The organism is Arthrobacter sp. Y3221157 (assembly GCF_059089865.1).
In genome coordinates, this window is the sequence record NZ_JBNHFD010000042.1 from 1 (window position 1) to 18,549 (window position 18,549).

Below are 18,549 nucleotides of genomic sequence, written 5' to 3' on the forward strand. Positions count from 1 at the left end.
CCGGCGTCGGCTGCCCCCGGTCCCGGCACCGCGGGTCCGGTTATTCCGACGGCGGGCGCGGCTGGCCGGACGCCGGTCGCCTTGACCACCAGGACGGCGATCAGCGTGGTGACCGGGATGGCCAGGACAAGGCCGATGGAACCAACCAGGGTGCGGATCACTTCCTCGGAAAGTTCGGCGCTGGTGAGCGTCTCCCCCAGCGGCCGGTCGTACAGCATCACGATGATGAGGATGGGCAGCGCCGCCCCCGCGTAGGCGAACGCGATGGTGTACACCGTGGAAGCGATGTGGTCGCGGCCGATCCGCATGGCGGAGGTGAACAGCTTGCGTGCGCTGCTGCCGGGCGCCAGTTCATAGAGCTCCCACACGGCGGATGACTGGGTGATGGTCACGTCGTTGAGCACGCCCAGGCCGGAGATGATGAGCCCGCACAGGATCACTCCGGTGATGGAGATGTTGGACGACGTGTTCACCAGGGTGGTGGCGTCGTGGTTGCCCACCCCGGCCAGGTTGGCCGCATTCGTAGCCCAGGCCGCCAGCAGCGCCGTGATGCCCAGCCCGAAGATGGTCCCCAGCAAGGCGGTGGACGTCCGGGCCGAGAATCCGTGGGCGAAGTAGAGGACCCCGATCATGATCACCGTGGACCCCACCAGCGCCAGCAACAGCGGGGGCTTGCCTTCCACCAGGCCCGGAAGCATGAAGCTGGCCAGCACGAAGTACGCGCCCACCAGCCCGACCAGGGCCCGCAGGCCCCGCCAGCGGGCGACGGCGATGACCACCACCGAGTACAGCAGGGCCAGCAGGACAATGGGCAGGGTGCGGACGAAGTCCACGAAAATGTACGCGGGGGCGCCCTGCGAGGACGCCGCGCCTTGGGCGTTGGACAGATTCAGATAGCGGATCTGGTCCCCCGCCTTGACCCCGTGCGACTTGGCGATATCCGGATTAATGACCACCTTGACCGGACTTCCGCCCTTGTCCGGCTCAGTGAAGGCGAAGGTGCAGTCCGAGCCCTGCTGCCCCGGATTCTGCTGCGCCTGGCCTTGCTGTTGTTGGCCCTGCTGGGCCGCCCCCTGCATGCAGTTCTCCGTCACCACGCTCTGGATGGTGCCGGTGTCGAACGTCACGCCGGGCGCTGCCGAGTACGGATTGGCCAGCGAGATGCCTTCCTTGCTTCCCGACGGCCAGAGCATCGCCATGCCCGCAAGGGTCAGCAGGGTGATGGGAATCAACACCGCCGCCAGGATCCGGTTGGCTTTCCGCCGGGCAGCCATCGCCTCCGGCGTCGGCTCCGAATGACCTGGAGAAGCGTGGGAGTGGCCGGCGCCCATCAGCAGTGAAACCTCATACGTTGAACTCTACGTCCGGCACCGTAGGGTTGATAAATGGATCAGTGGGAGGTACCAGGAGTGGCCAACCGAAGCACCGATGACACCAGCGGGCAGACGTCCGGAAGCGTTCCCGAGCCCGTCCACCAGGCCGTGCTGGCTGTCCTGGAAGCATCCGGACCCACCCGGGGCGTTGCCCTGGTGCTGCACGGCGGAAAATCCCACAGCCGGGAACCGGTGGAAGCGCGGCACCTGAGTCCGGCGAGGATGGTGCCGTTCGCCTGGCACCTGCACCGGGCGGGACGGAAACACGGCCTGGCCGTGTGGTCGCTGCGGAACAGCGTCCGCGGCTGGAACGGGCCGGACATGGCTCCGCTGCAGGACGCCCGCTGGGCGCTGCGGCAGATCGAGGAGCAGCATCCTGGCGTGCCCATCTTCCTTCTGGGCCATTCGATGGGCGGACTGACGGCTGTATGCGCGGCGGACCATCCGCAGGTGGAGGCCGTGGTGGCCCTGGCGCCCTGGCTCACCCCGCAGACTCCGGTGTCCAACGTGGCCGGCAGGAAGGTCCTGATTGTGCACGGCACCAACGACCGCTGGACCAGTCCTTCCCAATCGCTGGCGTTTGCGCGGCGGGCCTCCGCGGAAGCGGCCAGCATGCAGTACGTGGCACTGCAGGGAGCAGGGCATTTCATGCTCCGGAAAGTCCGCCTCTGGCAGACCCTTGCCACCGGTTTCGTCATCAAGTCCTTCAGTGAGGGCACCGGCGCCGATGTCCGGCCGTCCCGCGCCTTCACCCAACTGCTGCCGGAATCGTCGGTACAGGTCACCCTGTGAACCCTGTCCCGGAACCAGCAGCCTGACGGGCGCCCGGTGCCACGCCGTCAGTCCGACACAACGAGGGTTTCGGCCGCTGCGAGGCGCGCCTTCCCACTCTCCAGGAGGGGTTCGACGGCGGCCCGCAGGGCCGTCATGGAGTCGTCCAGTTCCAGCATGACCGGGTGCTGGTACGCGATCAGCGCAAGGATGTCGCGCACCGCCTCGGCGGCGTCACCGGCATCAAGGGCCGGCTCATGGCCCACGAATACGTCGGTGGGAGCATCGGCTGGTGCCGGCTCGGACTCCTGGCCGGGTTCGGGCGTGGCGGGCGCCGCATAGCTCACGGCGAAGGCCCGGATCCGGCCCTTCTTACCGGGCGCCACGCCCGCACCGAAAGCCGACTCCGGCTGTGCCCGCAGCACGATGGCGCCGTGGGCGCCGGTGAGCTCGTCCAGGAACAGTTTCTGCACCTGCCCCACGGACAGCACGCCGGGCGAGTCCCAGCCGTGGATGGACGTGTAGTACCTGCCCACGACGTCCGTCAGTTCCACGGATCCGGTGGCCAGGTCCATCACCACGTCCGAGCCGGCGTTTTCGCCGCTGACCGGCCGCCCGCCGTAGTCCTTCTCCGGAAAGACGGGAAGCCGGAGGGCGCCCGGCTCCACGATGACCAGCCGGGACCGCTGGATGGGCGACAGCCCGGCGGCCTCCGCGAAGGCGGCGCCGGCGGTGCCGGGCTCCACCTTGGCGCGCAGCTTCGTCACGCCCGACGGCGCGTGTTCGGCTTCCCGCCGCAGCATGGCCAGCAGGCTGGCACCGATACCGGAGCGCCGGTGGTCCCGCGCCACCTCGATGTAGGTCCACAGCCGCTCGGGGTGCAGCGAGGCTTCGTAGACGACTCCGGCCGCCACGGGAATGCCGACGCCGTCCAGAACGTCCTCGGCCACGATGCAGCGGCGCCACGGGGTGCCGCCGCCCCCGTTGGAGGAGACCGCCAGGGCGCCGCGGAACTGGCGGGCCTGGGCAGTCTCCGGGCCGCCCCAGATCTCCAGGAGCGCCAGGTCGTCGCCCTCACGCCATTCGCGGTATTCGATGGCCATGGCTAGGCCCCGATCAGGCGTGCGGCCAGGTAGCCCTCCACCTTGTCCAGGGAGACGCGTTCCTGGCTCATGGTGTCCCGTTCGCGGATGGTCACTGCCTGGTCCTCGAGGGTGTCGAAGTCCACCGTGATGCAGAACGGGGTGCCGATCTCGTCCTGGCGGCGGTAGCGGCGGCCGATGGCGCCGGCGTCGTCGAAGTCGATGTTCCAGTTCTTGCGCAGCTGGGCACCGAGGTCCTTGGCCTTCGGGGACAGGTCCTCGTTACGGCTCAGCGGCAGCACGGCGGCCTTGACCGGAGCCAGGCGCGGGTCGAGCTTCAGGACGGTGCGGACGTCCACCCCGCCCTTGGCGTTGGGGGCCTCGTCCTCGGTGTAGGCGTCGATCAGGAAGGCCATGAAGGACCGGGTGAGGCCGGCGGCGGGCTCGATCACGTACGGGGTGTACCGCTCGTTGGTGGCCTGGTTGAAGTAGCTCAGGTCCGTGCCGGAGGCCTTGGCGTGGGTGGAGAGGTCGAAATCGGTGCGGTTGGCAATGCCTTCCAGCTCGCCCCACTCGGAACCCTGGAAGCCAAAGCGGTACTCGATGTCCGTGGTGCCCTTGGAGTAGTGGCTGAGCTTCTCCTGGGGGTGCTCAAAGAAGCGGAGGTTCTCTTCGCGGATGCCCAGGCCGGTATACCAGGCCATGCGCTCCTTCATCCAGTACTGGTGCCATTCCTCGTCCGTGCCGGGCTCCACGAAGAATTCCATTTCCATCTGCTCGAACTCGCGGGTGCGGAAGATGAAGTTGCCGGGGGTGATCTCGTTGCGGAAGGACTTGCCGATCTGGCCGATGCCGAACGGCGGCTTCTTGCGGGACGTGGTGAGCACGTTGTTGAAGTTCACGAAGATGCCCTGGGCAGTTTCCGGGCGGAGGTAGTGCAGGCCTTCCTCGCTGGCCACGGGGCCCAGGAAGGTCTTGAGCAGGCCGGAGAACTCCTGGGGTTCGGTCCATTCGCCGCGGGTGCCGCAGTTGGCGCAGGCGATGTCCTTGAGGCCGTTTTCGGCCGGCCGGCCCTTCTTTTCCTCGTACTCTTCCTCGAGGTGGTCCGCACGGTAGCGCTTGTGGCAGGACAGGCATTCCACCAGGGGGTCGGAGAAGACCTCCACGTGGCCGGACGCTTCCCATACCTGGCGGGGCAGGATGACGGAGGAGTCCAGGCCCACCACGTCCTCGCGCCCGCGAACCACGGACTGCCACCACTGGCGCTTGATGTTTTCCTTCAACTCGGCGCCGAGGGGCCCGTAGTCCCAGGCAGAACGCGAACCTCCGTAGATCTCACCGGCCTGGAACACGAAGCCCCTCCGCTTGGAGAGGGAGATGACCTGGTCGAGAACGGATTTTGCTGCCATGGGGGTAACTCCAATTTCTACAGGGCCGCTGGGTGCGGTCCGCGTTATTCAGGCCCCGGGCAGCACCAGAGGTATGGCACTTCCGGCGGCCGGGCGGGGCGGATGAAGGGGTGCGAAAAAGCTGCGTGTCCTAGCCTACCGGCCGGCGCCTGCGGAGCGCGCCCCGCGGCCACGGCAGGGTGGCGAGGATGATGGCGCCCAGGGTCAGCACGGTGCCCAGGACGGTGGCCGGCGCCACCACAGTGCCGGCGGCAGGCAGCACCACGTCCAGGGCCAGGGAACCGAGCAGCTGGCCGGCGATCATGCCGAGGCCGGTCACCAGAACCCCCAGGCTCCTGACCAGGAGCGCGCCCAGCCCGATGAAGACACAGCCCATGGGCCCGCCCAGGTAGTACCACCACTCCCCCGGCAGCGGATTACCCGGGCCTGCCACCAGCAGCTTGACGGCGAGCGCCACCCACAGCACCAGGCTGCCCGCCACGAAGTTGACCAGCGTGGCGGCGATGGGTGTTCCGTAATGCATGGTGGCGGTCCCGTTCATGGCCTGCTGGAAGCTCATCAGGAACCCTGCCGCGACGGGAAGCAGGAGGGGAAGGAGCAGACCGGCAGGGCCGCCGTCGCCGGCTGCACCGGTGCCGGTGAAGCGCGGCGACACAGCCCAGGCGACGGCGGCGATGGTCAACACGCAGCCAATGATCCGGATGCCGGTGACCGGCTTCTTTCCGGCCGGGCCGAGGCCCAGCCGGTCCACCAGGAGGCCGCTCACAGTCTGCCCGGTGACGGTGGCCACCGTGAACAGTGCGACGCCCAGGACGCCCACCGTGAAGGACTGGGCAAAGACAAACAGCGCGCCGATGCCCCCTGCCAGGACGTAGACGCGGGGAAACGCCCTGGCCCGGACGGCGGGAAGGATCCGTGCCAGCCCGGCGCGGCCGCGCGGCAGGAGCAATGAGATGAGGATCATGACAAGCAGGCCTGTGCTGAAACTCACCACGGCGGCGGCGATGCCATCACCGAGGCGGGCTCCGAGTGCTCCGTTAATCCGGCCCTGGACCGGGATGGCGAGGCCGGCGCCCACCGCCAGCGGAAGGCCTGCAAGGACAGGCAGGCGGGAGGTGGAGGTCATTGAATCCACCTTACGTCAGGCATTATTGCTGTATGAGCAACCCCGTTGAGGACGTCCCCATCCGCGACAGCATGATCCGCCTGGGCCAGCTGCTGAAGCTCGCCAACCTCGTGGAGGACGGCGTGGAGGCCACCGAGCTGATCAAAAACGGGCTGGTCAAAGTCAACGGCGAGATCGACGACCGGCGCGGCAGGCAGCTGCGCAACGGCGACACCGTCACGGTGAACAACCAGACCGTGAGGGTCGTCGCTCCGGAGGCGTGAGGCCCCGGGACGGCGGCATGTTGTACAGGCGCTGGGCGGGGCATCCTCCGCAAGCCGCCGCCCGCCGTCGTACTCCTTACTTCTTCAGGACCTCGTGGGTGAGGAACTCGCCGACGTGTCCGATCTCCTGCTGGTTGATGCCGTGCCACATCCCGGTATAAAGCACCTTGGTGAGCTTGACGTGCTTGCGGACCCAGGCCATGGTGAAGTCGATCTTGTCCGGGGCGATCACCGGGTCCTGCTGGTCGCGGCCCCAGAACATGGGGATGGTGCCGTCCAGTTCATCGTCCCGGAAGGTGGGGTCGCCGTCCGCGTCCACCACGAAACCTGACAGGCCGACGACGGCTGCGAAGTCCGTGGGCCGCTGCCGCAGCAGGGTGGTGGCCATGGCCATGCCCATCGAGAAGCCAAGAAGGGTAACCGACGGGTGCCCCACCCGGATGGCGTCAATCCACTCCAGGACGTAGGCCGAGGCCGCCTTGACCCGCTCCAGGGAGTAGTCGATGGACGCGGTGAGCGGGAACCAGGTGAAGCCGGGACCCATGGCGATGGGTGCCCGCACGGAGGCGACGGCGAAGTCCCCCGGCAGCAAGTCCGCGAGGCTCAGCAGGTCCTGCTCGTTGGCGCCGTAACCATGCAGCAGCACCAGCAGCGGCTTCCCGTCACGCTGGTCCTCCGGGTGGGACCACAGGACAACAGGGGCAGGAAATACTTCGGCTTCAGTCATGGTTTCCATTCTTACAGGTACCCGGACGCAGCAACCTACGTTCGCGTAGCCAGCAAGCCGGAAGGCAGGATAGGGACCGTGACCGACGCAAGTGCCATCCAGACGCCGCCCGCACACGCCGGATCCCACCCCTGGAGCCGCTATGTGGCCATGGGTGATTCCTTTACCGAGGGCATCGGCGACCCCGAACCCTCCAGCCCCGGCGGCTACCGCGGCTGGGCCGACCGCGTAGCGGAGGAACTGGGACGAAGCCAGCCGGACTTTGCCTACGCCAACCTGGCCGTCCGCGGCAGGCTGCTGCAGCAGATCGTGGATCAGCAACTGGCCCCCTGCCTGGCGCTGAAGCCGGACCTCGTCACCCTGTCCGCCGGCGGCAACGATCTGATCAGGCCCGGCGGCGATCCCGACGCCCTGGCCGAGAAGCTCGATTCCGTGGTCCAGATCCTGGCCATGGGCGGCGCCACCGTTGTCCTCTTTAACGGCCCCGATACCGGCTCCTCCGTCCTGGGCCGGATCCGGAGCAAGGTGGCCATCTACAACGAAAACCTGCGCACCGTCGCGGCCCGGCACGACGCCATCATCGCGGACATGTGGTCCCTCCGGCAGCTCAGCGACCCCCAGATGTGGGACCAGGACCGGCTGCACTTTTCGCCGCTCGGTCACCACACCATCGCGGCGATGGTGCTGGACGCGCTGAACGTGGAGCACGCCCTGGAACCGCTCCAGCCCAAGCCGCTTCCGCCCCGGTCGTGGCGGGAGGCGCGGTCCGGCGACCTGGTGTGGGCCCGCGAATACTTCGTGCCCTGGGTGCTGCGCCGCCTGCGGCAGCAGTCCTCCGGTGACGGCATCACCGCCAAGCGTCCGACGCCGGGCCCTGTCTTCGGCCCCGGCGTCCCCCTGGGCTCCGGCGAGGGACCGCTGGGAAACACCGGGGCAGTCCGGCGGTAGTTGACCGCGGCAGATCAACCCCTACGGCGGCCAGTCCAGGCGGTGGGCATGGAACCTGATGCGGTGGTGCGGCTGAGGCTGCAGGCCCAGATGCTTCGCGAGCCTCGCGCGGGGTCCCCCGAGGCCGCACTCCGGCGGCTCCTGGCGGTGCAAGCACAGGAGTTCCCCTATGCCCGCTGGAGCCTGGCCCAGCGTGTAGCTTCCACCGAACGCTCCCCTGTAGCGGCTGCGGACATTGAGCAGGCCGTGGCCGACGGGACAGTCCTGCGTACCCACATCCTTCGGCCCACTTGGCATTTCGTCCATCGCGAGGACCTGCGCTGGCTTTCGGCCCTTTCCGCCCCGCGGCTCCACCAACTCAATGCATCGACGTACCAGCGCACCGGGATCGACGCCGCGACGGCCAGGCGGACAGGTGAGGTGCTGGCCGGCGCTGTCGCCGGCGGCAACCACCTGACCCGGGAGCAACTCGCCGGAAAGCTGCAGGCGGCCGGCTTCGAGGCCAATGGGCTGCGGCTTGCCTACATCATCATGCACGCCGAGGTCAGTGGCGTTTTGGCCAGCGGCACGCCTGTCCGCAGCCGCGGCGGGGCGCTCAAACAGACCTATGCGCTCTTCGGCGAACGGGTTCCGCCCGGTCCGCAGCCGGGACCGGGCCGGGAGGAAGCCCTGGCTGAACTCGTTTGCCGCTATTTCACCAGCCGCGGCCCTGCCACGGCCAAGGACTGCGCCGGGTGGTCGGGGCTGACTGTGACGGACGTCCGGATGGGGGTGCGGTTGGCCAGGGAGGCACGGCCCGAAGCGCTGGCCGCCACGGTGGTTGACGGCGTCGAGCACTATTTCGCGGCCGCCGGTGCGGATCCAGGGACTCAGGCCGGCGGTACACCGGCTCCGGCACCGTGGATCGACCTGGTCCAGTGCTACGACGAATACATCATGGGCTACTTCGCCACCCGGCACTATATGGGCGGCGGCGCCCCTGCCTTTCCCTTGGCCGGCGAGCCCATCCACGTGGTGCTGCTGGACGGCCGGCTGGCAGGCTCGTGGCGGCACAGGCTGCTTCCGGACCGCTGCGAACTGGATATCCGCCTGCATGATCCTGCCAGCGCCACCCCGGGATCGCCGTTGGCCGCCGCAGTCCAGGAAGCCGTGGACCGGTATGCCGCCTTCATCGGACTCCCGGCCATCCGGGTACCGTCCGGGACTAAACTTGAAGGACACACATGAGAGGCGCAGCACCGTGAGCAACATGTTTTTCTGGATCATCATCCTGTCACTCCTGATCCCGGTGGCCATACGGATGTACCGGAAATCGATGGCCCGCCGGAACTACGACCAAAGCTTCCCCGGCCGCTACCCCGAACAGTTCCCGGGTTCAGGACAGTTTCCCGGTTCCGCCGGTCCGCAGAGCAAGCAGCCCCGTGACGGCTATACCCAGCAGGACTACTTTGCGGGCGGGTTCCGCCAGTTGGACCGGCCGCAGCCCCTCGACAACCCGCAACCCCTGGATAACCCTCACCCGCTGCCCAACCAGTACGGCCAGCCGCCGGTGCCGCCCATGGGCAACGGCAACTGGGCCCCGCAGGAACCGCCGTTCCAGCAGCCGGGCATCCAGCAGCAGGGCGGGCAGCAGCCTGCCGGGCACCCCGCCCCTGAACAGCCTTCCGCGCCCGCCACTCCCCCGCCGCCGTCGGCACCGCAGGGATTCCGGGCCCGCAAGCTGGCGGAACTGGACCAGCAGTACAGCAACGGCGAACTGTCCATGGAGGAGTACATGGCCCGCCGCGGCGAGATCATGAACGGCTAGGGTCAGTCCACCTGCGGGAATCCGAGATCGATCACCGAGGTGGCCGGGTCGGGCCACCTGGTGGTCACCACCTTTCCGCGGGTGTAGAAGCGGATGCTGTCCGGACCGTACATGTGGGTGTCTCCGAACAGGGAGTTTTTCCAGCCGCCGAACGAGAAGGTGCCCACGGGTACGGGGATTGGCACGTTGACGCCTACCATTCCCGCCTCAACGTCGAACTCGAACTGCCGCGCCGCACCGCCGTCGCGTGTGAAGATGGCGGCACCGTTGCCGAACTCGTTCTCATTGACCAGCCGCACGGCGTCGCTGTAACTCTCCGCCCGGACCACGGACAGGACGGGGCCGAAGATCTCGTCGTCGTAGACCTTCATGCCCGGCTTGACGTGGTCTATGAGGCTGACGCCGAGGAAGAAGCCGTCCGAGGCGAATTGCTGCTCCCGCCCGTCCACCACCACGCTGGCGCCTTCGCTTTCCGCTCCGGCCACATAGGACGCCACCCGGTCGCGGTGTTCGGCCGTGATCAGCGGCCCCATCTGGGAGGACGGATCCGTCCCGGGGCCGATCTTCAGGTCCGCCATCCGGCGTTTGATGGCTGCCACGAGGTCATCGGCGATGTTGCCCACCGCCACCAGGACGCTCACAGCCATGCACCTTTCGCCGGCCGAGCCATAGGCGGCGGACACCGCAGCATCAGCCGCCATGTCCAGGTCGGCGTCGGGCAGGACCACCATGTGGTTCTTGGCTCCGCCCAGCGCCTGGACACGCTTGCCGTGATCCGCGGCGCGCTTGTAGATGGACTGGGCAATGGGCGTGGAACCTACGAAGCTGACGGCTTTGACATCCCGGTGCTCCAGCAACACGTCCACCGCTTCCTTGTCGCCCTGGACCACGTTCAGCACCCCCGGAGGCAAGCCTGCCTCCGCGAAGACCTCCGCGATGAAAACGGCAGATGAGGGGTCCTTCTCGCTCGGTTTGAGCAGGACCGTGTTGCCGCATGCGAGTGCACTGCCGATCATCCACAGTGGAACCATCGCGGGGAAATTGAACGGGGTGATGCAGGCAACCACGCCCACGGGCTGGCGGACGGAGTGGACGTCCACGCCGCCCGAGACCTGCTCGGAGTGCTCGCCCTTGAGCATGTGGCTCAGCCCGGTGGCGAACTCGATGTTCTCCAGGCCGCGGGAGATTTCGCCTTCAGCGTCGGAGAGCACCTTGCCGTGTTCGCTGGTAAGGATTGCCGCCAGCTCCGGCTTGCGCCGGGTCAGGATGTCGCGGACTTTGAAGAAGATTCCGCTGCGCCTGGCGAGGCTCGTAGCCCGCCAGCCCGGGAGTGCCGCCTTTGCTGCCGCAATGGCTTCCTCCACCCGGGTGCCGGACGCGAGCACCACCTGTTTTTCCTGTTCGCCGGTGGCAGGGTTGAAGACGGGGCCAAAGCGTTCTGCCTCGGTGACCCGCTGTCCATTGATGATGTGGGGAATGGTCTGCATGGATGCCTCTTTCGGAATGGTCTGCATGGATGCCTCTTTCGGAATGGTCTGCGTGCGGGTGTTAGTCAGCGGTGCGGAGCGAGCCGTCTACCAGCTTGATGATCATGGAGCAGTCCTTGCCGGCTTCCCCCGCGTCGACCAGGCGCTGGAACAGCTGTTGCACGTGCCTGCCGATCTCCAGCGGGGTGCCGGTGTCCTCGGCAGCACTGATGGCCAGCCCAATGTCCTTGTTGGCCAGTTCCGTAGTGAACGTGGGCGCAAATCCGTTGTTCGAAGCGGCGGTCTCCACCACGCCCGGGACCGGGTACCAGGTTCGCAGCGCCCAGCTGTCACCCGACGAGACCGAGGCGATGTCCCAAAAGACCTGCTTGTCGAGGCCAAGCCGGTCTGCCAGCACGGCACCCTCAGCCGTTGAGGCGAGGTTGATGAACAGCATGAGGTTGTTGCAGATCTTGGCTGCCTGGCCCGTGGTGGCGCCGCCGGTGGGAATGATGTTGGCGGCCATCGGACGGATGTACTCCGTGGCGTCCGCCACCGCTCCCGGCTCCCCGCCCACCATGAAGGTCAGCGTCCCGGCCTTCGCCCCGCTCATGCCGCCCGAAACCGGCGCGTCAACGAAGCGGAAGCCGGCGGCAGCAGCGGCGTCGTGCAGTTCCTGAGCGGAGGCGATGTCTATGGTGGAGGAATCAACCAGCAGGGTGCTGGTATCTGCGGAGGCCAGCACTCCTTCCGGGCCCAGGTACACGGCCCTGGCATGCTCGCCCTTGGGGAGCATGGTGAAGACGGCGTCGGCTCCCTCCACTGCTTCGGCAATGCTGCCGGCGGGCTTGACCCCGCCGGCCTCCGCGGCGGCAAGGGCTGCCGGGTTGAGGTCGAAGGCGCGCACCTCATGTCCGGCCTTGGCCAGGTTCACGGACATGGACCCGCCCATGTTCCCCAGTCCAATCCATCCGATTACTGCCATCGCCCGGGCTCCTTTGCTCTGTGGCCGGCCGCCACGGCCGGACCGTCCAGTGATAACGGTCACATGCTGTTAGAGTGCGATCAAGGGGAAAAATCACAGACAGCATGTGCACTCATGCACATTGACGGAAGGTTGCACCAGTGGCCCGGCTTCCCAGCCCAGACGACCTGCTGATTCTCCTGACCGTGGCACGGCTGGGACGGTTCAACGCCGTCGCCGAGAGCCTGGGAACCACGCACACCACCATTTCCCGCCGCATCCTGGCACTGGACCGGCAGCTGGGCGGCAGGACGCTGGAACGCAGCCCGCACGGCTGGGAACTGACCGAGCTTGGCGCCTCCGCAGTGGCTGCCGCCGAGGCCATCGAGGAAACGCTGGGCTCGCTTGCGGGCACCATCGGCCAGGAACGCGATGCCCTGTCCGGCATGGTCCGGATCAGCACGTCGGACGGTTTCGGCGCCGAATTCGTGGCTCCGGCGCTGGTACTCCTCCAGCAGCGCCATCCCCTGCTGAATATCGAGATGCTCAGCGCAACCCGCAAGGTCAGCCGCAACCGGTCCGGAGTTGACCTGGAAGTGGTGGTGGGCGGAACCGACATCAACAATGCCCAGACGATTTTCCTTACCAACTACTACCTCCGGCTTTACGCCAGCGCCGCCTACGCAGCCCAGCGCGGACTGCCGGAAACGCCCGACGGCGTGGGGCAGCACGGCTTCGTGTCCTACGTCGAATCCGCCCTCCAGGTGGCGGAACTCGGCCACCGGTCCTCGCAGCTGCCCACGCCGAAATCCAGCTTCCAGGCCACGAGCATCTTCGCCCAGGTGGAGGCTGTACGCAGGGGCGCGGGCATCGGGCTGCTTCCCAACTTCATGGTGGCCCGCGACCCCGGTTTCGTCCCCGTCCTTCCGCACGATTTCGAGCGCCAGCTTCCCATCTGGGCCGTGGCGCGGCCGGAGTCGATGCGGTCGGGGCGCGTCCAGGCGGTCATAGCCGCGCTCAAGGAAGAAGTGGCGGCCCGGCAGGACCTGCTGGCCGCCTGAGCCTGCCGAGGACGGCGGGCATTCAGGGGCGGAACAGCCGGCGGACCACCTTCCCGGCTGCCAGGGCGTCCAGGCCCTCATTGATCTCGGCGAGCGGGCGCGTGTCCGAATGCAGCAGTTCCACCGGCAGCCGGCCGTCCCGCCAGTAGCCGAGATAGCGCGGGATGTCCCGGCCGGGGACGGCGTCGCCCATGTACGAGCCGAGCAGCCGCTTGCCCGCACCCGCAAACTGGAGCGCCGGGACGGCCAGTTCCGCGGACGGATGCGGCAGGCCCACCGAAACCACGGCGCCGCCCCTGGTCACCAGCTCAAGGCAGGAGGCGATGACACGGGCGGAGCCCACTGCCTCCACGGCAACATCCACGCCGTCACCGGCGGCATCTGCGATCAGCCTTGCAGCGTCCTCTGGGGTACCGGCAGCGCTGGCACCGCAGTCCAGGGCCAGCTGGTGCTTGTCCCTGTTCGGATCAATGGCGACGATCGAGCCCGCACCGGCGATGCGGGCTGCCATGACTGCCGACAGGCCAACGGCGCCGAGGCCAAACACGGCAACCGACTCCCCGCCGTCGACCTTTGCGGTATTGAAGACCGCGCCCATGCCCGTCAGCACCGCGCAGCCGAACATCGCGGCAACGGTGTCCGGGACGTCGTCGTCGACCACCACTACCGATTCGCGCGCAACCACCGCATAGTCTGCGAAGGCCGACACGCCAAGGTGGTGGTTGATGCGCTCCCCTGACCGGGTCCGCAGCACGGCCTCACCGTGCAGGAGATCGCCGGACCCGTTGGCTTCGGCGGCACGATGACACAGGGCGGGCCGGCCTGCCCGGCAGGCCCGGCAGTCCCCGCAGCTTGGAACGAAGACCAGCACCACGTGGTCGCCCTCGAAGACACCGGTGACTCCGCTGCCCACCGAGACCACCCTGCCCACCGCCTCATGCCCCAGCGCCATCGGCAGGGGCCGGACGCGCGAACCGTCCACCACGGAGAGGTCGGAGTGGCACAGACTCGAATACGTGATGGAAATTCCCAGCTCGCCTGCCCGTGGTTCGGGCCGTTCCAGCTCCTCCACCGTCAGGGGGCGTGCGTCGGAGTAGCTGGTTCCCGCGGGAACGGTGTTGTAAAGGACAGCGGCTCGCATGAGGGTTCCTTGGTGTGGTTGGGGTGGTGGTCATGCGGCTGCCCGGACCCGGAATCCGGGCCCGGGCAGCTGCCTTGCCTGTGGTGCCTGGCTGCGTGCTACTTCTTGCTGGCGGCCAGGAGGTCTGCAGTGCCCTTGGCATCCGCGGCGTCCACGTCATGCAGTGAGATGCCCCTGGTCTCCTTGAGGAAGAGCACGGACACCGCCGTCACGATGCAGGCGGCCAGGAGGTAGAACGCCACCGGAAGGGATGAATTGAAGTTGCCCAGCAGGGCGGTGGCGATGATCGGCGCCAGCGAGCCGGCAACGATCGAGGTCACCTGGTAGCCCAGGGACACGCCGGAGTAGCGCATCCGGGTGGGGAACATCTCGGCCATGATGGACGGCTGGCCCGCGTACATCAACGCGTGGAAGAGCAGCCCGATGGTGATGGCGGCCAGGATGACCATGTCATTGGCTGTGTCCATCATGGGGAAGGCGAAGAAGCCCCAGGTTCCGCCGAGGATGGCGCCCACCATGTAGACGGGACGCCGCCCGAAGGCGTCGGAGAGCTTGCCGACCAGCGGGACGGCGCAGAAGTGGATGAAGTGCGCCACCAGCAGCAGGAGCAGGATCCGTGAAGTGTCCGTCTGGACAACCACCTTCAGGTACGTGATGGAGAACGTGACCACCAGGTAGTAGAGGATGTTTTCGGCGAACCGGAGCCCCATGGCGGTGAAGACGCCGCGGGGGTAGCGGCGGAAGACTTCGGCAACACCGTAGCCCTTCTTTTCCGCGGTGACTTCCTTCCGGGCTTCGATGAAGATCGGAGCGTCCTGGACCTTGGTGCGGATGTAGTAGCCGATGATGACGATGACGGCGGACAGCCAGAATGCCACGCGCCAGCCCCAGCCGAGGAAGGCTTCCTGGGACAGGGTCGAGGACAGGGTGAACAGTACGCCCGTGGCCAGCAGGTTGCCCATTGGAACAGCAGACTGCGGCCAGCTGGACCAGAACCCGCGGGACTTGTTGGGGCTGTGCTCTGCGACCAGCAGCACGGCGCCGCCCCACTCACCGCCGACGGCGAAGCCCTGCACGAAGCGCAGGAACACCAGGAGGGCAGGAGCCCAGTAGCCGATCTGGGCGAAGGTGGGCAGGCAGCCCATGAGGAAGGTGGCCACACCCACCAGGATGATGCTCAGCTGCAGGAGCTGCTTGCGGCCGAACTTGTCACCGAAGTGGCCAAAGACGATGCCGCCGATGGGGCGGGCCACGAAGCCTACGGCGTAGGTGACGAACGCGGCGATGATGCCGTCCAGTTCCGTGCCTGAGTTGGGGAAGAACGTTTTGCCGAACACCAGTGTGGCGGCAGATGCGTAGAGGAAGAACTCGTACCATTCGACCACCGTGCCGGCCATCGAGGCCGTGACGACTTTCTTCAGCCCCGAGGCCTTAACATCGGTTTCCTCGAGCCGCCGTGGGGCGGAGTGTTCCGTACTCATGAGTGAACTCCTTTGGCGTCTCCGTCGACACCACAATGGGGATCGGACAGCGGTTTTGTGGTGAGCACCACAAAACTGCAGGTTCACACGAGTATTGTCTGGTGGCGCCCTGAGCTCAACGCCGAATACTGCAGAAAGCGTCTGCAAAAATGCACATCCAGCACTGCAGCCCGGCGGGAACCCCGGGCTGGGCAGGGGTTCAGGGCAGGAGGTGCTCGCGGAGCTGGTTCCCGAGCTGCCCGATTTCCGTCAGGAAGCCGTCGTGCCCTATCGGCGCCTGGATCAGATGCACGTCCACGTCCCCGGGCAGTGCGCGCGCCAGCTCCCGCGACTGTGACGGGAAGTAGAGCCGGTCCGAGTCGACTGCAGCGATGAAGAACCGGGCTTCGGAACGGGCCAGCGTCTCGGCCAGCGTTCCGCGTTCCCTGCAGACGTCGTGGCTCATCAGCGCCTCGGTGATGGCGATGTAGCTGTTGGCGTCGAAGCGCTGGACCAGCTTGTTGCCCTGGTGGTCCAGGTAGCTCTCCACCTGGTAGCGGCCGCGGCCCGACAGGCAGTCAGCCTGCAGCGGTGATTCCGGGGCCTGGGGCTCCCGGCCGAACCTGCCCTCCAGCTCGGCGGCGGAGCGGTAGGTGATGTGCGCGATGCGCCGCGCCAAGGCCAGGCCTTCCTCGGGGAAGGGGCCGCCGTAGTAGTCGCCGCCGTTGAAGTTGGGGTCCTGGCGGATGGCGAGGGTCTGTGCCTGGGCAAACGCGATTTGCTCTGCCGTGCTGGCGGCGCCCACGGAAATCACGGCGCAGCGCTGCACCCGCTCCGGGTAGGTAATGGCCCATTCCAAGGCGCGGGCACCGCCCAGGGAACCCCCTAGGACTGCGTACCAGCTGCCGATGCCGAGCTGGTCTGCCAGCCGGGCTTCGGCCACGGTGCTGTCCCGCAGTGTCACCAGGGGGAAGCGGGAACCCCAGGGTGTCCCGTCCGGGGCGGGCGACGACGGCCCGGTGGACCCGTAGCAGCCGCCCACGATGTTGATGGACACCACGAAGAACCGGTCCGTGTCCACGGGGGCACCGGGGCCGGCGAGCTGTTCCCACCAGCCGGGTTCGTCGCTGTCGCCGCGGGTGACATGGGTGCTGCCGGTCAGGGCGTGCTCGATGAGGATGGCATTGCTGCCGTCCGCGTTGAGCGTGCCCCACGTTTCGTAGGCGAGCGTGACGTCCGGCAGGTAGCCGCCGGCTTCCAGTTCCAGGCCCCCGATGGAGGCGTAGCGGACAATTCCGTGCTCGGGAACGGTGGTAGGGGTGACGGTAACCGTCATGGCAAGACCTCTTCTACGCGCTTGCCCACCGGCGGAATGACCGGCAGGCCAGGTCTTCACCCGGGGCACCCCACCGCGGAAGGAGGGTTGCCGGCCAGCAAGCCGGGGCTGTCACTGGCACTCATGACCTGGTTCGAGTGTACGAAACACCACCCGGCCCGGGCCAAGAGTGTGACTGGTTGTGACTTCCCCGGCTTTGCCCACCTGGCCGGCCACCCGTCGTCGGGCCCTGCTGCCCGGCCCGTCCGATCAGGCGCCCTGCGCCTCCTTGGCGGCACGGAACCCGGCTTCAAGGTCGGCGAGGATGTCGTCGATGTGCTCCAGGCCCACGGACAGGCGGACCAGTCCCGGAGCGACGCCGGCGGCCGCCTGCTGCTCCGGTGACAGCTGGCTGTGGGTGGTCGACGCCGGGTGGATGACCAGCGAGCGGACGTCCCCGATGTTGGCCACGTGCGAGTGCAGCTCCAGGGCGTCCACGAAGCGCTTGCCCGCCTCGGCACCGCCGGCCAGGTTGAAGGCGACAATGGCGCCGGTGCCCCTGGGCCCGTACTTGCGGCCGCGCTCGTACCAGGGGCTGGAAGGCAGCCCGGCGTAGGCGACGGATTCAACGTCGTCCCTTGCTTCCAGCCACCGCGCCACCTCCCCGGCGTTGGCCACATGGCGCTCCACGCGCAGGCTCAGGGTCTCCAGGCCCTGCGAGATCAGGAAGGCGTTGAAGGGCGAAACGGCGGAACCGAGGTCGCGCAGGAGCTGGACCCGGGCCTTGAGGATGTAGGACAGGTTGGCCCCCAGCGCCCCGCCCTCGCCCAGGTCGCGGCCGTATACCAGGCCGTTGTAGGTGGGGTCCGGGGTGTTGAAGCCGGGGAAGCGTTCGGGGTCCTTGCTGAAGTCGAACTTGCCTGAATCGACGATGACGCCGGCGATCGCGGCGCCGTGGCCGCCCAGGTACTTGGTGGCCGAATGGACCACGATGTCCGCGCCCCATTCCAGCGGCCGGATCAGGTATGGCGTGGACAGCGTGTTGTCCACGATCAGGGGCACGCCGGCCTCGTGGGCGGTGCGGGAGACGCCCTCGATGTCCAGCACGTCCTGCCGCGGGTTGGACACCACTTCTGCAAAGAAGAGCTTGGTGTTGGGCTGGACCGCCTCGCGCCAGTGGTCCAGGTTGTCCGGGTCCGCCACGAAGGTCACCGAGATGCCGAACTTCTTCAGGGTGTGGGCGAACAGGTTGTAGGTGCCGCCGTAGAGGCTGGGGCTGGCCACGATGTGGTCGCCTGCCTCGGCGATGTTCAGGACGGCGAATGTCTCTGCCGCCTGCCCCGAGCTGAGGAGGAGCGCGGCCAGGCCTCCCTCAAGGCTCGCGATCCGCTGCTCCACCGCGTCCTGGGTGGGGTTGCCGATGCGCGTGTAGATGGGGGCAAGCTCGGCGAGGGCGAAGCGGTTGGCAGCGCTATCGGCACTGGGAAAGACGAAGGAGGTGGTCTGGTAGATGGGCAGGGCACGGGCGCCGGTGGCAGCATCCGGTTCCTGGCCGGCGTGGATCTGGCGGGTTTCGAAGGACCATCCGTTGGACATTCAAGGCTCCTTTGACTGGGCCCGGCATGCTGGAAGCACC

General features: G+C 67.5%; 17 protein-coding genes and 1 riboswitch. Of the genes, 6 read left to right on the forward strand and 11 right to left on the reverse strand.

Translation table 11 applies throughout. The features are described from left to right. The coding region (locus tag AC5RTT_RS12040; RefSeq protein WP_494145381.1) for a YibE/F family protein at positions 1-1,331 on the reverse strand (1,331 nt) is incomplete at its 3' end. 54 nt (positions 1,332-1,385) lie between these two features. Here AC5RTT_RS12040 and AC5RTT_RS12045 point away from each other — a divergent pair. Beyond that, entirely contained in the window at positions 1,386-2,165 is a 780-nt protein-coding gene (locus AC5RTT_RS12045; RefSeq protein WP_494145382.1) for an alpha/beta hydrolase, read from the forward strand. Positions 2,166-2,212: 47 nt separating this feature from the next. On the opposite strand, the gene AC5RTT_RS12050 is transcribed toward AC5RTT_RS12045, so the two are convergent. From AC5RTT_RS12050 to AC5RTT_RS12060, 3 genes are all read right to left on the reverse strand, one after another. After that, complete coding sequence (locus AC5RTT_RS12050) at positions 2,213-3,247, reverse strand: GNAT family N-acetyltransferase (RefSeq protein ID WP_494145383.1); 1,035 nt, start codon at positions 3,245-3,247, stop codon at positions 2,213-2,215. Between the two features lie 2 nt (positions 3,248-3,249). Further along, positions 3,250-4,635, reverse strand: a complete 1,386-nt coding sequence (locus tag AC5RTT_RS12055) for a glycine--tRNA ligase (protein WP_009359370.1) — start codon at positions 4,633-4,635, stop codon at positions 3,250-3,252. 130 nt (positions 4,636-4,765) lie between these two features. Continuing rightward, positions 4,766-5,761 (reverse strand): DMT family transporter, encoded by a 996-nt coding sequence (locus AC5RTT_RS12060; protein ID WP_494145384.1) that lies wholly within the window; start codon positions 5,759-5,761, stop codon positions 4,766-4,768. 32 nt (positions 5,762-5,793) lie between these two features. Here AC5RTT_RS12060 and AC5RTT_RS12065 point away from each other — a divergent pair, with 32 nt between their 5' ends. Next, positions 5,794-6,024, forward strand: coding sequence for an RNA-binding S4 domain-containing protein (locus AC5RTT_RS12065; RefSeq protein WP_009359372.1), 231 nt, complete (start codon positions 5,794-5,796; stop codon positions 6,022-6,024). 76 nt (positions 6,025-6,100) lie between these two features. Here AC5RTT_RS12065 and AC5RTT_RS12070 read toward each other — a convergent pair whose 3' ends face one another. After that, positions 6,101-6,751, reverse strand: a complete 651-nt coding sequence (locus tag AC5RTT_RS12070) for an alpha/beta hydrolase (protein WP_494145385.1) — start codon at positions 6,749-6,751, stop codon at positions 6,101-6,103. A 78-nt stretch (positions 6,752-6,829) separates the two neighbouring features. Between AC5RTT_RS12070 and AC5RTT_RS12075 the strand changes: the two genes are divergently transcribed. From AC5RTT_RS12075 to AC5RTT_RS12085, 3 genes are read left to right on the forward strand one after another with little or no spacing between them, the layout of a single operon-like run. Next, complete coding sequence (locus AC5RTT_RS12075) at positions 6,830-7,699, forward strand: SGNH/GDSL hydrolase family protein (RefSeq protein ID WP_494145386.1); 870 nt, start codon at positions 6,830-6,832, stop codon at positions 7,697-7,699. A 48-nt stretch (positions 7,700-7,747) separates the two neighbouring features. Continuing rightward, the gene (locus AC5RTT_RS12080; protein WP_494145387.1) at positions 7,748-8,926 is read left to right on the forward strand and encodes a winged helix DNA-binding domain-containing protein; all 1,179 of its coding nucleotides are present in this window, start codon (positions 7,748-7,750) and stop codon (positions 8,924-8,926) included. Between the two features lie 22 nt (positions 8,927-8,948). Beyond that, positions 8,949-9,506, forward strand: coding sequence for a hypothetical protein (locus AC5RTT_RS12085; protein ID WP_494145402.1), 558 nt, complete (start codon positions 8,949-8,951; stop codon positions 9,504-9,506). Between the two features lie 2 nt (positions 9,507-9,508). Here AC5RTT_RS12085 and AC5RTT_RS12090 read toward each other — a convergent pair whose 3' ends face one another. Next, entirely contained in the window at positions 9,509-10,993 is a 1,485-nt protein-coding gene (locus AC5RTT_RS12090) for a CoA-acylating methylmalonate-semialdehyde dehydrogenase (RefSeq protein WP_494145403.1), read from the reverse strand. Positions 10,994-11,054: 61 nt separating this feature from the next. Further along, complete coding sequence (gene mmsB / locus AC5RTT_RS12095; RefSeq protein WP_494145388.1) at positions 11,055-11,957, reverse strand: 3-hydroxyisobutyrate dehydrogenase; 903 nt, start codon at positions 11,955-11,957, stop codon at positions 11,055-11,057. Positions 11,958-12,097: 140 nt separating this feature from the next. Here mmsB and AC5RTT_RS12100 point away from each other — a divergent pair, with 140 nt between their 5' ends. Beyond that, positions 12,098-12,997: a LysR family transcriptional regulator gene (locus AC5RTT_RS12100; RefSeq protein ID WP_494145389.1), complete on the forward strand. Its 900-nt coding sequence runs from the start codon at positions 12,098-12,100 to the stop codon at positions 12,995-12,997. A gap of 22 nt (positions 12,998-13,019) precedes the next feature. On the opposite strand, the gene AC5RTT_RS12105 is transcribed toward AC5RTT_RS12100, so the two are convergent. The 4 genes from AC5RTT_RS12105 to AC5RTT_RS12120 all read right to left on the reverse strand — a co-directional run bounded on the left by AC5RTT_RS12105 (position 13,020) and on the right by AC5RTT_RS12120 (position 18,509). After that, positions 13,020-14,138: a zinc-binding dehydrogenase gene (locus tag AC5RTT_RS12105; protein WP_494145390.1), complete on the reverse strand. Its 1,119-nt coding sequence runs from the start codon at positions 14,136-14,138 to the stop codon at positions 13,020-13,022. Positions 14,139-14,236: 98 nt separating this feature from the next. Then, complete coding sequence (locus AC5RTT_RS12110; protein ID WP_494145391.1) at positions 14,237-15,619, reverse strand: MFS transporter; 1,383 nt, start codon at positions 15,617-15,619, stop codon at positions 14,237-14,239. Between the two features lie 199 nt (positions 15,620-15,818). Next, complete coding sequence (gene metX / locus AC5RTT_RS12115; protein WP_494145392.1) at positions 15,819-16,934, reverse strand: homoserine O-acetyltransferase MetX; 1,116 nt, start codon at positions 16,932-16,934, stop codon at positions 15,819-15,821. Positions 16,935-16,946: 12 nt separating this feature from the next. Beyond that, a riboswitch (SAM riboswitch) is annotated at positions 16,947-17,063 on the reverse strand. 120 nt (positions 17,064-17,183) lie between these two features. Further along, complete coding sequence (locus AC5RTT_RS12120; RefSeq protein WP_494145393.1) at positions 17,184-18,509, reverse strand: bifunctional o-acetylhomoserine/o-acetylserine sulfhydrylase; 1,326 nt, start codon at positions 18,507-18,509, stop codon at positions 17,184-17,186. Positions 18,510-18,549 lie beyond the last annotated feature (40 nt).

Excerpts from the sequence above, each read along its gene's own strand:
- AC5RTT_RS12045 (WP_494145382.1), top strand. The coding sequence starts at position 1,386 with ATGGATCAGTGGGAGGTACCAGGAGTGGCCAACCGAAGCACCGATGAC.
- AC5RTT_RS12050 (WP_494145383.1), bottom strand. The coding sequence starts at position 3,247 with ATGGCCATCGAATACCGCGAATGGCGTGAGGGCGACGACCTGGCGCTC.
- AC5RTT_RS12055 (WP_009359370.1), bottom strand. The coding sequence starts at position 4,635 with ATGGCAGCAAAATCCGTTCTCGACCAGGTCATCTCCCTCTCCAAGCGG.
- AC5RTT_RS12060 (WP_494145384.1), bottom strand. The coding sequence starts at position 5,761 with ATGACCTCCACCTCCCGCCTGCCTGTCCTTGCAGGCCTTCCGCTGGCG.
- AC5RTT_RS12065 (WP_009359372.1), top strand. The coding sequence starts at position 5,794 with ATGAGCAACCCCGTTGAGGACGTCCCCATCCGCGACAGCATGATCCGC.
- AC5RTT_RS12070 (WP_494145385.1), bottom strand. The coding sequence starts at position 6,751 with ATGACTGAAGCCGAAGTATTTCCTGCCCCTGTTGTCCTGTGGTCCCAC.
- AC5RTT_RS12080 (WP_494145387.1), top strand. The coding sequence starts at position 7,748 with ATGGAACCTGATGCGGTGGTGCGGCTGAGGCTGCAGGCCCAGATGCTT.
- AC5RTT_RS12085 (WP_494145402.1), top strand. The coding sequence starts at position 8,949 with ATGTTTTTCTGGATCATCATCCTGTCACTCCTGATCCCGGTGGCCATA.
- AC5RTT_RS12090 (WP_494145403.1), bottom strand. The coding sequence starts at position 10,993 with ATGCAGACCATTCCCCACATCATCAATGGACAGCGGGTCACCGAGGCA.
- mmsB (WP_494145388.1), bottom strand. The coding sequence starts at position 11,957 with ATGGCAGTAATCGGATGGATTGGACTGGGGAACATGGGCGGGTCCATG.
- AC5RTT_RS12105 (WP_494145390.1), bottom strand. The coding sequence starts at position 14,138 with ATGCGAGCCGCTGTCCTTTACAACACCGTTCCCGCGGGAACCAGCTAC.
- AC5RTT_RS12110 (WP_494145391.1), bottom strand. The coding sequence starts at position 15,619 with ATGAGTACGGAACACTCCGCCCCACGGCGGCTCGAGGAAACCGATGTT.
- metX (WP_494145392.1), bottom strand. The coding sequence starts at position 16,934 with ATGACGGTTACCGTCACCCCTACCACCGTTCCCGAGCACGGAATTGTC.
- AC5RTT_RS12120 (WP_494145393.1), bottom strand. The coding sequence starts at position 18,509 with ATGTCCAACGGATGGTCCTTCGAAACCCGCCAGATCCACGCCGGCCAG.